At 61.0% G+C, this 15,055-nt stretch carries 9 protein-coding genes and 2 tRNA genes; 5 read left to right on the top strand and 6 right to left on the bottom strand.

The genetic code is table 11. The annotated features are described in order from the left end of the window. Positions 1-195: 195 nt before the first annotated feature. Positions 196-1,503: a metallophosphoesterase gene (locus K315_RS0107225; RefSeq protein ID WP_029576845.1), complete on the top strand. Its 1,308-nt coding sequence runs from the start codon at positions 196-198 to the stop codon at positions 1,501-1,503. Positions 1,504-1,805: 302 nt separating this feature from the next. On the opposite strand, the gene K315_RS0107220 is transcribed toward K315_RS0107225, so the two are convergent. From K315_RS0107220 to gltX, 3 genes are all read right to left on the bottom strand, one after another. Then, positions 1,806-1,880: transfer RNA gene (locus K315_RS0107220), tRNA-Gln, on the bottom strand. A gap of 41 nt (positions 1,881-1,921) precedes the next feature. After that, positions 1,922-1,994, bottom strand: a tRNA-Glu gene (locus K315_RS0107215). Positions 1,995-2,202: 208 nt separating this feature from the next. Continuing rightward, complete coding sequence (gene gltX, locus K315_RS0107210; protein WP_029576844.1) at positions 2,203-3,738, bottom strand: glutamate--tRNA ligase; 1,536 nt, start codon at positions 3,736-3,738, stop codon at positions 2,203-2,205. 149 nt (positions 3,739-3,887) lie between these two features. Between gltX and K315_RS0107205 the strand changes: the two genes are divergently transcribed. Then, positions 3,888-5,882 (top strand): DUF805 domain-containing protein, encoded by a 1,995-nt coding sequence (locus K315_RS0107205; protein ID WP_029576843.1) that lies wholly within the window; start codon positions 3,888-3,890, stop codon positions 5,880-5,882. A 118-nt stretch (positions 5,883-6,000) separates the two neighbouring features. Here K315_RS0107205 and K315_RS0107200 read toward each other — a convergent pair whose 3' ends face one another. After that, positions 6,001-6,900, bottom strand: a complete 900-nt coding sequence (locus K315_RS0107200) for a hypothetical protein (protein ID WP_052316570.1) — start codon at positions 6,898-6,900, stop codon at positions 6,001-6,003. A 173-nt stretch (positions 6,901-7,073) separates the two neighbouring features. Then, positions 7,074-7,733 (bottom strand): histidine phosphatase family protein, encoded by a 660-nt coding sequence (locus tag K315_RS0107195; RefSeq protein WP_029576841.1) that lies wholly within the window; start codon positions 7,731-7,733, stop codon positions 7,074-7,076. 370 nt (positions 7,734-8,103) lie between these two features. Here K315_RS0107195 and K315_RS0107190 point away from each other — a divergent pair, with 370 nt between their 5' ends. Beyond that, positions 8,104-9,456 carry an MFS transporter gene (locus K315_RS0107190; protein ID WP_029576840.1) on the top strand — a complete coding sequence of 451 codons (1,353 nt, stop codon included), beginning with the start codon at positions 8,104-8,106 and terminating at the stop codon, positions 9,454-9,456. Positions 9,457-9,561: 105 nt separating this feature from the next. Here the strand turns inward: K315_RS0107190 and K315_RS0107185 are convergent, their stop codons facing one another. Continuing rightward, positions 9,562-10,122 carry a GtrA family protein gene (locus tag K315_RS0107185; RefSeq protein ID WP_029576839.1) on the bottom strand — a complete coding sequence of 187 codons (561 nt, stop codon included), beginning with the start codon at positions 10,120-10,122 and terminating at the stop codon, positions 9,562-9,564. A 1,444-nt stretch (positions 10,123-11,566) separates the two neighbouring features. On the opposite strand from K315_RS0107185, the gene K315_RS0107180 reads away from it, so the two are divergent. Continuing rightward, complete coding sequence (locus K315_RS0107180) at positions 11,567-11,914, top strand: phenylpyruvate tautomerase MIF-related protein (protein ID WP_029576838.1); 348 nt, start codon at positions 11,567-11,569, stop codon at positions 11,912-11,914. A gap of 244 nt (positions 11,915-12,158) precedes the next feature. After that, complete coding sequence (locus K315_RS10865; RefSeq protein WP_029576837.1) at positions 12,159-14,924, top strand: type IV pilus twitching motility protein PilT; 2,766 nt, start codon at positions 12,159-12,161, stop codon at positions 14,922-14,924. Positions 14,925-15,055: the final 131 nt, after the last annotated feature.

Here is a 15,055-nt window from a genome sequence, read left to right as displayed (position 1 = left end):
ATGGCAGATCATTCAGCTTCATGCCCGGGTTCGTCCAGCCTGCACGGCAATCGTCCCCGGGGCAACGGTAGGAGGCATTTCGACCAAATGCGTCCAGCTGGCACAGGGTTCCGTGACCCGCCACGGCAAAACCGGACCTCGCCGAACAGGCCACTCGGCATGCAATCCGGGCCGACGTGCACTAGTGTGGATGACATGAGCGACAAGCAACGTCCCGACAGCCGTCCCAATCATGGAACACGCAACGCCACACGCCGGCCGACATCGGTGTCCGCGCATCTGGGACGCCTGCAATTCCATGAATCCGGCAAATTCCGGGTGTTACAGCTTTCCGACATCCAGGACGGCCCGAAGGTATCCAGCGATACGATACGGCTCATTACCGCGGCGATAGACGCGGCTCGACCGGATATCGTCATATTTACCGGCAATCAGATCGCCGGCTATGATGGCGCGTACGCCGCTACATTCCGAAAGCGCACGTGGCGCACACCGCTCGAGCGCATACGGCAGAACGAGGCGAGCCACGAGCAGCTCGACCATACGCGCGACATGGTACGACAGAGCATCGGGCAGTTTCTCCAACCGCTGATCGACCGTGGCATCCCGTGGGTGGTCACGTACGGTAACCATGACAGCCAGTGCGGGCTGAGTCGCGAGGAGATGGACGCAATCTACCGCGAGTTTCCCGGGTGTCTCAACGTCGAGTCAACCGCATCGCGCCCTGATTTGCCTCGCACCCGCTCAAGTTCCGGACTCCCCGACCAGCGCATCTACCCGTGTGAGGCGGGGACGCTCGCGCTGCCGGTGATGGATGTGGACCGCAAGCGCACCGTGCTGGGGCTGGCCGTGGTGGATTCCGGGGACTATGCCCGTTCCGGCGGGTATGGTTCGCCATCGGACGCGGCGTTGAAATTCCTTGGCCTCATGCCCGATGTCCTGCACACTCGCATGATGGTGTTCCAGCATTTCCCCATCCCGCAGTATTACCGGCTGCTCAAATCGGTGCCGCCGAACGCGGCGCACGCCGTGGAAGGGTATCGCGTGTTCTCTGGGCATAGCTATGTTCTGGACGAAGACAAGACCTTGCCTGGCAGTTATCTGGGCGAAGGCGTGAGCTGTCCTGATGCCGACAGCGGGGAATACGCGATTCTTACGAACGGCGACCGATATTTCGCGATTTGTGCAGGACATGATCACCGCAATGGTTTCGCTGGTGAAGTCGATGGCATGCTGATGGTCGCTTCCCCGACTTGCGGATTCGGGTCGTATGGTCCGGCGCCCGCACGCGTCGCGGCAAGGCTGTTCGAATTCGATATCCGACACCCATATCATCCGCGCACGCAATTACTGGAATTCGGCGACCTGGTCGGCAAGCCCAACTCGCATAAGACGTACACGTTCGCCATTTCAAGCGAAACAGACCAGATCGGCGAATCGATGGACCTGCTGCGCAAACCCGGATTGCTCGGTCGCCTGCGTCGCGCCCTACACAAGAAATAAACCCTGCCTGTCAAACTACCTGCGCAAACACCCTCGTCAGCGTCACCAGTTTGTGGTCTGGTACAAACTGTCTACGCCGACGGAGGGCTCAGCGTAGACAGTTTGGGAAGGGGGACGCCAGTCGCATACGTGTTGACGACACCGTGTTGCATGCATCTGCTTCTACCAACGCTGACTGCATCGTAAGCGTCGGTAGAAGGTTGTGACGATTGTGCTCGCGGTTTGCTTGCTGCGGACACGCATGTTGACGATTGATCTGGGTGGATACGGAAAAAGCCACTGCGTTTGCAGTGGCTTTCCGTTGGCTGGGGTACCTGGACTCGAACCAAGAATGGGTGAACCAGAATCACCTGTGTTGCCAATTACACCATACCCCAATTGGCAGGCGCCGCAGTTCTTGGCACTGCTTCGTCGGTCGTACCCCCGACCGGATTTGAACCGGTGTTGGCGCCGTGAGAGGGCGTAGTCCTAGACCGCTAGACGACGGGGGCGTTTAGTTATCTGTTTACGTCTCTCGACGCAACAGTTGAATAATATACAGCGGATACTTGCACCGCGCAAATCACCCAACCTCATCGGCGTGTCGAAATGTGAAAGCGGTCTGGAACATCACGCTCCAGACCGCCTTATCACTACTGCCACAAGGGCTCAGCGCCGGTCTCGGCATCTACCGCCCGCGCCGGGCCCCGCGCACAGACATCACAGATGCTCGCGCAGCCCCTTGAGACGCGCCACCGTCACCGGCTTGCCGATAATCTCCATCGACTCGAACAACGGCGGGGACACACGACGGCCAGACACGGCGACACGCACCGGTCCGAACGCCAAACGCGGCTTGTAACCGGCCTCCTCAATCAGCGCCTTGTTCAGGGTCTCATGCAGCGGTTCAGCCTTCCAATCGGCCTCGCCCACGGCCTCGAGCGTTGCGATCGCCTTGTCAAGCACATCGCCGGCGGAATCCTTGAGCGTCTTGCGCGCATCCGCGGCGGGCTCAATGTAGGGCTCCTCGCTCAGCAGGCTGCCGACCATGCCGGACACCTCGCCAAGCAGGCGCACACGCGGCTGCACCAGCGGCGCGGCGGCGGTGAGAATCGCGCGCTCACGATCGGTCAGGGCATCCCAGCTGTCGGCGGACACCACACCGTCGCGGTGCAGATACGGCACGGAACGGTTGAGGAAGTCCTGCGGCTCGAGCATGCGGATATGCTCCGCGTTAATCGAAATCGCCTTATCCAGGTCGAAGTGGGCGGGGTTCGCCTTGACGTCTCGCACATCGAACTTCTCGATCATCTCGTCCATCGAGAACACGTCACGGTCGGGCGCGATCGACCAGCCGAGCAGGGCGAGGTAGTTGAGCAGACCCTCAGGAATGAAGCCGTTCTCGCGGTGCAGGAACAGGTTTGATTCCGGGTCGCGCTTCGACAGCTTCTTCTTGCCTTCGCCCATGACGTACGGCATGTGGCCGAACAGCGGGACTTCCTTCGCGATGCCGAGCTTGATGAGATAGCGGTACAGCACAATCTGGCGCGGGGTGGAGCTCAGCAGGTCCTCGCCACGCAGCACAACGTTGATGCGCATCATCGCATCGTCCACCGGGTTGGTGAGCGTGTACAGCGGGTCGCCGTTCGGGCGGACGATCACGTAATCCGGCACGGACCCTGCCTTGAACTCGATACGCCCACGGATCAGATCGTCGAAAGCGATGTCCTCGTCGGGCATGCGAATGCGCAGCGCCGGCTTGCGGCCCTCGGCGCGGAAGGCGGCTTTCTGCTCTTCGGTCAGGTTTCGGTCATAACCGTCATAGCCGAAGGCCTTCGGGCGTCCGGCGGCGACATTGCGGGCCTCGATCTCCTCAGGAGTCGAATAGGACTCGTAGGCGTACCCCGCCTCAAGCAGCTTGGCGGCAACGTCCTTGTAAATCTGGGTACGCTCGGACTGGCGGTACGGGCCGTCCGGGCCACCGACTTCGATGCCCTCGTCCCAGTCGATATGCAGCCACTTGAGCGCATCGAGAATCTGATTGTAGCTTTCCTCGCTATCGCGCTGCGCGTCGGTGTCCTCGATGCGAAACACGAAGGTTCCATGCGTATGGCGTGCCTCCGCCCAGTTGAACAGGGCGGTACGGACCATGCCCACATGCGGCGTGCCGGTCGGCGACGGGCAGAAGCGCACGCGCACGTCCTTCGGCAGCTCAGGCTTGGTATCCTTGCTTTCTTTGTTATCAGCTTCGGTCATACGCTCTATTGTGCCGCGCGTGAGGGACGTACAGCGAACGAACGCGTGAACGGACTTTTTATGAAAAAGTCACGAATTTGTCATGAAGTTACATCGAATTCAGGTTTTCTCCTTTATACTTGTGCTATGGCTTGAGAGAAGGAACACCTATGAGCAATCCAAGCAATAATCCCAATGGCGGCAACCCAATGATGGGAGGCCCGGCATGGTCGCCGGCCGCGTTCAATCAGATGCATGGACCTGTCTACCAAGGCTCGGAACTAGAGCTGCCCTGCTACGGCTGCTCGTTCCCAAAGGCGATCGCACGCATGTACCGCAAGTATTTCGTGTTTTCCGGCCGCGCGTCGCGAAGCGAATTCTGGTGGGCGTACCTGTACATATCCATCTTGTGCGCCGTGTTCTACTATCCGGTGGACACCGCGACGAAGCATCACCAGAATGCGCTGGCGCTGGTGCTTGATTTGCTGATGCTCGCACTGGTTTTCCCTATCATCACGTTGACGTTCAGGCGTTTGCACGATACGAACCGCTCTGGCTGGTGGATCTTCGCGCCATCGGTCCCGTCGATCATATGCCTCGTGATCGGGTTGGCCGTGATGGGCGTTGGCGCCCGACAACTCAATGCCCCGGAATCCGCGGTGACAGGCGGATTCGCGATTATGATACTTGGTTACATCCTGGACATGGTGGTGTGGCTATGGCTCCTCGCCGGCTCCTCCAAGCCGGAAGGAGCGCGTTTCGACAAGAACAGCGTGGTCTGGGTTCCCGGCAGTGGCCAGGCGACACCGCAAAATCTCGGCATGCAGGCCGGAATGACCTACCAGCCGATGGCCCCGCTGCCCGCTCCGACAGCTTCTACGACTCCAGCAGCTCCGACCGCTCAGGCAAGTGGCGGGGATACGATGCCCGCGGCCGCACCGAATATGCAAGGCACAGCGAATGTCGTCGCCGGCGCGGGAGCGATCGCGGGCGGCCAGCAGTTCGGCGCACAGCCATCCGGCAGCACACCGCAGTCCGGCGATACCCCGCAATTTGGCGATACCCCACAGTTCGGCAACATGCCGCAGATACAGATGGCTGATTTCGGGGCGCCAGCGCAACAGCTACAGGCCATGCAAACGGCACAAGCCGAACGGACCGTCACACCAATGCCAACGCCGAGCACCGAATCGGACGGCACATTCAACACTCCGACGGCACCGGCGTATTTCCCCCAGCAGCCGCAACAGCCGTTGCAGTCGCAGCAGACGATGCAACAACCGGCGGCCCAAAACGCTTCGGCAACGCCATGGAACGCTCAGATGCTGCAGATACCGCAAACTCCAGCACAGACAGCGCCCGCATGGCAGCAGATCGACATCGCGCAGACTCCGGCGACGGCCGCCCCCATGGGCTTTTCCCCAATCGGCGGCCAAACGTTCGCACCGACGAACACCGACCAGCCGGCAGGGCCACAGCCGGCAGCCACACCATCAGTTGTCTCACAACCGACCACGACGCACCCCGACATCTGGCAGGCGCAGCGATCCGAAACGCCCGTGGCATCCGGTTCCGTCCAGTCAGCCGCGTCAGACCCCGCACCGGCGCAATCGGCAGATATCCAACCGGTTTCCGCCTCCGACCAGCCGGCAGCCAATCAGTCAGCATCAGATCAGCCGGAAATCGCACAGACTACGACGGACGAAGCGAACACCACCAGCGCCGTCCTCGCCGCGATGTCGGGAGTCACGTTCACGCCATCCTCCCTCGGCGTGCCCGATATTCCCGCGGTCAAGCCGCAGACCGTGCACGGCATCCAGATGCCGACCGGAACGTACACACCCGACGCCGATTTCAGCTTCATGCCTGACCCGCAAACCCCGGTCATGCCGACCGACCCGGCTCAGGCTCTCCAATCAGTGTCTTTCCCCACTGATGAGGTCCACGTCCCCGCACAGCCGCAGTTCCCGTTCACCGGTCAGCCGACAATAGCACCGACAGCCCCGGACAACCCCGGCGCGCCAGCGATTCCAACGAATTTCGCGGATTTCGGTGCCGGCACCACCGTCCAATCCCCTACAACGCCGACAACCCCGTGGGACGTTCCCGGTCAAGACAGCAAACACAACCAAGACAGCGAAAACAGCCACAACAGCCAGGCGTGACATGCCCTGTCCGCCGCGTGAAGCGAGTACGCGCGCAATGTCAAACGGCACCAAACGGTATCAAACGACACCAACACGGCACGCGCGTTCGCTTCACGCGTCGGCGAAGTCGACCACGTTATTTGGAGAATTTCGCTGACAATTCGGCCTTATTCCGGCGTTCGTCAGCCTCTTTTGCCTGACGCTTCGCCTCTTTCGGATTCCACAACACGTCGCCGCGATGCTTGTCCCATTCCTCGGCGGCGGCCTGAGCGATAACCGAGACGAACGCCTCGCAGACACCATCACCGTTTGCCTTGCGAACGTCGAGCAGCTGCGACAGCAGCTGCGGCGAATAGAACAGCCGCGGCAAGGATATACTGTCACACCACTCGTTCAACGCGAGCAGCACGGCGCACGCCCCTGCCGTCCCCGCCTGCGCGGCATCCGATTGACGGAGTATGGCCGCTGTTGCAAGCGTATATACCGCCAAGTCACCGGCGACACGCAGCGCTTCGGATGCGGTGCCGCTTTCGGCGGCGCCACTTGCAGTTCCAGCATCATTCACCCCATCGCGAGCTACAACATTATCAGCAGCAAACTGTGAAGCCCGCCGGACGATATCCGCGATATCGCCCGCAATCTCGGCATTCCAAGACGCCCCCAACGCCTGCGCGACACCCGCGAACACCGTAGAATCCGGCTGTCCGCGGTATGCAGCAGCCGCATCACAGGCATCATTCGCCGCCAACAGCGCGTCGACGATATCCTGCGGACGGCCAGGAATCGTGTCCGCACCCTCATAGACGTATTCCGCATCGGCACGGGTCACGTCGAGTCCCGTCAGCGCGTGCGCAATCACCAGACTTTCCCGTACCTGTAGATTTTCCGCATATTTCGCGTCGTTGCCCATCATCGTCGCATCGGTCAACGGCCATAGGGACGTCAACGCGGCGCCACGCTCCGCCGCATCGCGGATATCCGGCAGACTGGCGAGCCGCCGCATTTCATCTTGCACTTGTCCGTCCATCATGGTCATGCTCATGCTCCTTTGCCCACATTCCAACGCGTATGTTTGCACTTATTCAACACTACCGCGCTTCTGCAGGCTTTCGCGGCGTGTCAGCACGTTGTCGTCATCGTCGAAGGTGCGCGGCGACCGTTCTATCGCCTCTTGCCTTCGTGCCGTACCTTCGTGCCGTATCTTCGTGCTCAGTGCACGTCCTTCGCAGGATCGGCATAGCTGATGGACAGCATCTTCCCCGTTTCGCTGTCATAGGTGATGGATGTAACCGAGGCGAGCGCGGTATGACGCAGGAACATATTATGCTCGGGATGCCCGGTTTCCAGAAGATGGCGATACGACCAGATCGGCGATTCGTGACTGACTGCGATGATCTGCTTGCCGGCGTATTCGCGGACTTTCTCCTGGGCGAAATCCCCTACCCGCGCGGCGATATGCTGATAGCTTTCACCCCAGCTGGGCTTCCACAGATTGCGTACAAGATGCCAGTTCCCGTTGCGCCACAGCGCCCCCTCGCCGTATCCGATGCGCTTGCCGCGGAATTCGTTGCCCGCTTCGATGATGCGGCTGTCGGTTTGCAGTTCGAGCGGTTGTTCCCCGCGTTCGACGCGGACCTTGTTGAGCGCGCCGATAATAATGCCCGCGGTTTCGCGAGTCCGGTCAAGCGGCGATGAATATACGGCCACGACGCTGGACAGTTGCGGATCCGCGGCCGCGTAATCGGCGGCCGCCCGGGCCATGCGGCGGCCGAGATCAGACAGATGGAAGCCGGGAAGCCGCTCATACAACAGGTGATCGGGATTCTCGACCTTGCCGTGACGGATGAAATGGATGGTGGTTGACGGCATGTGGTCCTCCTGCGTATGCGGTGTGATACGATAACGAGACGCCGAAATCCGGCGCTTGCTTTTCCAATGTACCGCGTGTCATGCACGGCACCGGGCTAAAGTTGCTATGGCTGTCCGAACAGTGGCGAGCGGAGCGCCAAAACACTTTACGTCGCAACAGATGTAGCGCTTCAGTGAACAACAGGCGAACAGACATCGACAAACCGTCGTCCACGGCCGCCAACAACTTGCCAGACAGGCACGCAGGCACAAGACGCCTGGCCGGCAGACACCCAATGCCCCGCCTCAACGCCCCGCCACACAACGGACAGCACGGAAGACAACGCTTCGACAATCACATAGAAGACACGACAACAGAAGGCCGCACGATATGACCACATTCGCCGCGGGAGTCAAGAACCTCACCCAACGCTTGTTCGGAGGATACGCCGAACTGCTGCGCATGCCGCACACCGCGCGATTCGCCATCGGCTCGGTGATCGCGTGCATGCCGTTCCCCATGGTCGGCATGACCATCACAATCTCCGTACAGCATTATTACGGCAATTACGCCCTCGCCGGCGCGCTCACCGCGATTCAGGCGATCGCGACCGCGCTGGTCAGCCCGCTGCTGGGCAAGCTCGTGGACATCTACGGTCAGCGACAGGTGTCAATCCCCACCATCATCGTATGGATCATCGCCTCGACATCACTCGTCACCGCGATCACACACCACGCGCCCGAATGGGTGCTGTACGCCATCGTGCCGTTCATGGCCGCCATCCCGCCGTGGGGTGCAATGAGCCGAGGACGATGGGCACGCTTGCTGCGCGGTGACCGTGAACGCACCGACCGCGCGCTGTCGCTTTCCGGTGTGCTCGACGAATGCATGTGGGTGGTCGGCAATCCGCTCGCTTCCACGCTGGCGGTGATTTCCGGCCTGCTCGCATTCTCGTTCACCGGCATGTGCGTCATTGTCGGCGCATTGATGTTCCTGACCGAACGGACCACGGAACCGCCTTCACAGACGCAACTCGCCCGCAATGCGGGGCTCACCCGCGCCCAGTATCGTGAACGCGAAGCGCAACAGGCCGCAGCGCTGCAAGAAGCGACGCTGGAAGGAAACACAGGTAAGTCAAAGCACTCACGCGGGTCAATCTGGGGGCCGGGACTGATCGCCGTGTGCGCCACCTGGTTCGGCCTCGGCGCGTTCCAATCGGCGGCCGGCATTTCCATCATCGCCTTCGCGACGGAACAGCATATGAAGCAGTACACGGGATTCGTCTTCGCATGCTTCTCGCTTAGCTCACTCGCCGGAGCACTCGTGTACGGCGCGAAAAACTGGATGATCCCGCTGTGGAAACGATTCTATGTATGCCTTGCCGTGGTCAATCTCGGTATCGGCTCGTTCCTGTTCGCCAAGCATCTGTGGGTCATTATGGTGATTTACCTAGTGATTGGCGTATGCCAAGCGCCGACGTGGATCAACGGCAACCAGCTCATGCTGCATCTCGTGCCGCCCTCGCGATTCACGGAAGGCATGGCATGGATGGGCGCGATGAATTCCATCGGCTCGTCCATGGGATCGGCAATCGCCGGCGTTTTCATTGACCGGGCGGGATCACACGGCGGGTTCACGGTCGTCACCGCTTTGGCGATTGGCTCGCTGCTGATCGCGCTGACCGGCATCCGGCAAATCAAATCCAGCACCGAAACACCGACATTGACTGAAGTGGAGGTGTGAAAAAGCATCAGGCAGTGAACGCGGAATCTCCATCCAGCGCGCACTGCCTGACGCTTTACTGCCCGGCGCTTTACCGCCTGACGCTCACCACCCCGTTCGCGGCGCTTACTTTGGCCAGCCCGCCGGCGTATGCTTGAGCGACCACAATCCCAGACGGTGAGAGAAACTGCGCTCCCACTTGGCATCCAGCTCCTCTTGGGTCAGCCTGTTGTCAGCTTTCCGCAGACGATTCGCCGCATTCGTGTGGGTATCGTCCAACAGCCATTTACGAATGACGAAATTCCACACCGCGACCACGGCGGTCGCCACCAGCTTGCCGGCATTCGTCCGCAGCACATAGACGGCATGCTGGGTGACAATCGCGTCGGCCGCCATGCCAAGGGTACTCACCGCGATAATCGCATCATTGATCAGCAGCCCGATAACCGAAGACAGCAGGAAAATCAGCATTTCCATCCACCGGGCCATATCGTCGCGATGCTTGAACACGTACTTCATGCTCGCCAGATAGTTGAAAATCAGCGAGACAATGAACGAAATCGTACTTGCCGCGACATTCGGCATATGCAGGAACCGCATCAGCAGATTCATCACACCGACATCGATGATGAAGGCGATAACACCGACGACGCCGAATTTCATGAGCTGTTCGATGAGTTTTTTCACAACCCACCATTAAACACTCGCACAATGACGATGTCCGTCTGGAACCGGGAATCCTCACGGTTCCTTATCAATCCGGGCCCATGGGCTTGCTGAATCCGTCAGTGCGAACCTGGGCTCATCTCCACAAACCCGCGGTAATACCCATATCGCCGCTGAATCCAACCACGTGGCCCCCTTCTGAATCCGACCACGTGGCCCCCTTCTGAATCCGCCGCCGCGATCTTTTCTGAATCCCTTCTGAATCCGTGAGTCCATCGCCGTGGCCCCCTTTTCCGCGAACTCGGCCACGCATCAACGCCGCAATCAAGCGGAACCCGCTGTGTTCCGCCAATCTGACTTGTATTGTGCCATCACCTTTCTGGGCGGTCTCGTCGATTGATCTAGACGGGTTGAGGGGCGGGGATGGGAGGATGGTGGTGAAGATGATGTGATTTTGGTGGCGGCAGGATGGGCACCCGGCACCGAATCAGAGAATGAAACCCGAAAACCAACCCAGCCCACGCCAACACCGGCCGTCATCCACCCGACAACCACGTCTACACCACAAAACCGCAGAATACCAAGGATTTCACCAACACCCCGAAGACCAGCCGCCAGGGCGCCGGCCACACAACCACCCGAGCCCGCGGACCGAACCGGAAATCACACCATGAAATCGGAACCAGTACACAACTGCACCCGCTGCCACTCGACGGCCAACCAAGGCGACACCGTAAAACCGCGGAATCCCAACAATCCACTCACACCATCACAATCAATCACCCCCGGACCGTGATCTGAAAGATTCGGATCATGGACTGCATGAGAGAACGAAGCCCGAAAACCGATCCAGTCCACAACAGCATTGGATGTCACACACCCACCTGCCACAGCCACACCACAAAACCGCGGAATCCCAACGATCGGACCACGCCATCATCACCAACCACCGCCAAATCAACCACCGAAGCCATCCGGACCACGGACCGAACCGGAGAATGAGAGCCGGAATCCGATCCAGTCCGTGCACACACCCGCCGCCATCCGCGCCAACGGCAGCGACCTACCTTCAAACCGCAGAATACCAAGGATCCGTCAACACCCCGGAGGCCAACCGCCAGGACATCAGCAGCACAACCACCCGAGCCCGCGGACCGAACCGGAAATCACACCATGAAATCGGAACCAGTCCACAACCGCACCCGCCGACACTAAACCGCCGCCCCTCCCTTCCACAGCCCCGCAACCGGGGCCCACCCAGCAACCCATCAGGAAACCGAACAGCATCCCCCCTGTATTGTGCAACCATCCACACCACCCAAGTTCAACGGCACTCATCCGGAAAAGCGCAGTGAACCAGACAAACCGGCAAAACCATCCACAACTCAGTAATCACAAAGACGACTAGACTGGAAACTGACAGCCCGACCCGATTCCCGGGCCGGCACGCTTCAGGAGGAACCTTATGCCAGTGATCCACACCCATGTATCCGTCTCCACCACTAAAGAGCAGCGCGAGGCACTCAAGGCCGCCTATGGCAAAGCCATCACCGCGGTCCCCGGCAAGTCCGAAGGCTGGCTGATGTGCCCGTTCGAGGACAACATGCCGATTTATTTCGCGGGTAGCGACGAACAGCCCGCTGCCTACGTCGAGGTGAATGTCTTCGGTTCCAGCGTTCCCGGTTCCGCGTGGGAACAGCTGACCCGGCAGATCATGGATGCGCTGCACCGCGAGCTGGGAATTCCCAAGGACCGCACCTACATCCGATATACTGCGACCACGGATTGGGGATGGAACGGCGGTAATTTCTGACTGCCGCTCGGGGTGCCGACGCAGGATGTCCGGCACCCCAACCGGTCCCCGCGATTGTTGAGAACAGACAATCCGAATCATCCCGATGCATCCTGCCGATTCACAGATAGCGCCGCGGGGCGGATGGTTACGAAAACATCGCCGAAAAGACTGCGTCATCATCGCAAGTGAACATCACGCACAACATCATGGTCTTGTCCTATAATTGAAAACACTCGAATCACTGTGGACGAGGGAAACCATCATGGAAGACGACAGGGCTACTGAAGTACCGGAGGACACGTCGCCGGATGACGGCGCGACCGCCGATGATTGGAACTATAGCAACGGGCATCTCTCCGGACTCAAGGGAATAACGATTCCGAGCACCGCGCCATCTTTCGGCGACGCCGGAAATCGTGGACGACACTACTCCAACGAGAACACCTTCGACACCTCCGACCCGCACATGCAGGATCTGCTGAACCTGCTCGACAAGCAGGACGAGCAGGAGCAAGCGAAGGAAACCGACCAGGCACCATCCCAGAACGCCGACCCGCAAGCAACGGCGGCACCGGCAGCGGACAACGATCGCAAAAGCACCAAGAACGCCAAACGAGAACCCAAAAAGTCCGCTTGGGAAGCGGCCATGGACCATGCCATAGCGCAAGCCGCATACCACCGCGACCCCAATAGCAGAGCCAGCAGCGACGCCGCCGCACGCTACGCGAAAGAAACCGCAGAAGCCAAGGCACGCGCCGACGCGGAAGCCGCCGCCAAAGCCAAAGCCGAAGCAGAAGCAAAGGCCAAGGCGGAAGCCGAAGCACGGGCCAAGGCCGCCGCCGAAGCCAAGGCAAAAGCGGAAGCAGAAGCCCAAGCACAAGCAGAAGCAGCCGCCAAGGCCAAAGCCGAAGCCGAAGCCCGGCAGAAGGCCGCCGCCAAAGCCAAAGCCGCCGCCGAAGCGGCAGAGCGCGCCAAGGCAGAAGCCAAGGTAAAAGCGGAAGCAGAAGCCCAAGCAAAGCAGGACACGCATGAGGCGCTATTCGCGGCATCCTCCTTCATCGACCAAGTAGAGGCGCAAGCCAGAGCCAAGGCGGAAGCGGCACAACAGGCCGCTGCCGAAGCGGCACGCGCCCAAGCGGAAGCGAAAGCCAAGGCGGAGGCCGAGGCACGGGCGAAAGCCGAAGCCGAAGCACGGGCCAAGGCCCAGGAAGAGGCGCAGAAGCAAGCCCGCCTGCAAACCATCGCAGCCGCTCAAGCGAAGGAACAAGCGCACTTGCAAGCCATCGCCGCACAACAGGCCCGGCAGGCACAAGCCCAGGCCTACCAGCAGTTCCAAGCGCAGCAGGCCGCCCTGGCACAAGCCGAAATGCAAGCGCAAGGCCAGTCCCGCAACGGCATGCAGTCGAACCAGCTTGCCGAGGCCCAGCAACTGCAACAGGCGCAGATGATGCAGGCACAGCGCATCCGGCAGATGCAGCAGCAGGCAGTGCAAGGCCAAACGCAAGGCCAGACAACGCAAGGGGCGACAGGCGCTCAAGATGCGCAAGGCCAGACGCAAGCGACAGCGCAAGCCGGTTACGCACAGCAGGCAGCGGCCGGCGGGCATCAGCTCGCGCAAACCGCGCAGCAATCCGCCATCAATCAGGCGCAAGCCCAAACCGAAGCCGCCGCGCAACGCGTACTTGACGCGCAAAACCAGCGTTCGTCCATTGACGAATCTCGGCTTGCGCGGCAACGTGGCGCATCGAATCCCATGGCTCCGCACGGGAACGCCCCGACCTTGGAACCCCCGACACAGCAACAGCCGCAAACGCCCCTCGTGCCGCCGGCAAACCTGCAGGCACCAACCTTCGTCGTTCCCGACAACAAAGGCAAGGACGACGCCGTCACCAAAGAACGCATCGCCAAGGCGCAGCTCGTCGCACAAACCCTATACTCCGAGCACCCCGATGCCGATCCTGAATTCATCAACGCGATAGGTCAGCTCGTGGCCTTCAACGCGTCCGATCTTCACCTAGTCATGGGCGATCACCCGATGCTCCGCGTGGACGGCAAGCTTGTCCCCACGCCGAACACGTCCGTCTGGGATAAGGAGCGGACGTTGGCTGCGGTGCAGGTGATGACGACGGATGAGGAGTTGCAGCGGTTCGAGCAGGAGCTCGAGTTGGATGTGTCGTTCGCGATCGGTGACCTGGTCAGGTTCCGTGTGAACGTGTACCAGGATCGTAACGGCGTGTGCGCGGCGTTGCGTACGATCCCGTTGGAGATCAAGACGGTCAACCAGTTGGGCCTGGACCAGAGGATCGCGGACCTGGCGCTCCTGCCGCGCGGCCTGGTGCTGGTGTGCGGGCCGACGGGTTCGGGCAAGTCGACCACGCTGGCCGCGATCGTGGACAAGGCGAACGCGGAGCGGCACGACCATATCATCACGATCGAGGACCCGATCGAGTTCGTGCACCGGCACAAGAACTGCGTGGTCAGCCAGCGTGAGGTCGGCACGGACACGTTGAGTTTCGCGGAGGCGCTCAAGCACGCGTTGCGTGAGGACCCGGACATCATCATGGTCGGCGAGTTGCGTGACCTGGAGACGATCAGCACCGCGTTGACGGCGGTGGAGACCGGTCACCTGGTGTTCGCGACCCTGCACACGCAGGACGCGGGCTCGACGGTGGACCGTCTGATCGACGTGTACCCGGAGAACCAGCAGCAGCAGATCCGCGTGCAGGTCGCGTCCACGTTGCGGGCGGTGATCGTGCAGACGCTGCTGCCGAAGGCGAGCGGGCACGGGCGTGTCCCGGCGACCGAGGTGATGTACGCGACGCCGGCGATCAGCGCGCTGATCCGCGAGGGCAAGACGCACCAGGTACGCACGCAGTTGCAGTCGGGCGGCGACCTGGGCATGCACACCCTGGACCAGGACCTCGCGCGGCTGGTCAACCGCGGCGACGTGCAGCTCGACGTGGCCGAGCAGCGGTGCCAGGACCGCAAGGAGTTCGAGAAACTCGTCCAATCCCGCGTCGCCTACTGAGCCGCGGCGGTAGGAGCCACGTGTCTCCTACCGAGCCCCGGCGTCTGAGTCCCTAGCGGCGCCCAATCCGGTTTCGGCCCCCGTCCACACCATGCGGGCGGGGGCCGAACCATACCCCCGGCAACCCGGAC

It is taken from the genome of Bifidobacterium thermacidophilum subsp. thermacidophilum DSM 15837 (assembly GCF_000426425.1).
Lineage (GTDB): Bacteria > Actinomycetota > Actinomycetes > Actinomycetales > Bifidobacteriaceae > Bifidobacterium > Bifidobacterium thermacidophilum.
The sequence above is the reverse complement of the archived record's forward strand: the minus strand, read 5'-3'. Positions and strand labels throughout refer to the sequence as shown.

Bases quoted from the DNA above. Each gene is read 5' to 3' on its own strand.
- K315_RS0107205 (WP_029576843.1), top strand. From the start codon at position 3,888: ATGAGCAATCCAAGCAATAATCCCAATGGCGGCAACCCAATGATGGGA.
- K315_RS0107195 (WP_029576841.1), bottom strand. From the start codon at position 7,733: ATGCCGTCAACCACCATCCATTTCATCCGTCACGGCAAGGTCGAGAAT.
- K315_RS0107190 (WP_029576840.1), top strand. From the start codon at position 8,104: ATGACCACATTCGCCGCGGGAGTCAAGAACCTCACCCAACGCTTGTTC.
- K315_RS10865 (WP_029576837.1), top strand. From the start codon at position 12,159: ATGGAAGACGACAGGGCTACTGAAGTACCGGAGGACACGTCGCCGGAT.
- K315_RS0107180 (WP_029576838.1), top strand. From the start codon at position 11,567: ATGCCAGTGATCCACACCCATGTATCCGTCTCCACCACTAAAGAGCAG.
- K315_RS0107200 (WP_052316570.1), bottom strand. From the start codon at position 6,900: ATGACCATGATGGACGGACAAGTGCAAGATGAAATGCGGCGGCTCGCC.
- K315_RS0107225 (WP_029576845.1), top strand. From the start codon at position 196: ATGAGCGACAAGCAACGTCCCGACAGCCGTCCCAATCATGGAACACGC.
- gltX (WP_029576844.1), bottom strand. From the start codon at position 3,738: ATGACCGAAGCTGATAACAAAGAAAGCAAGGATACCAAGCCTGAGCTG.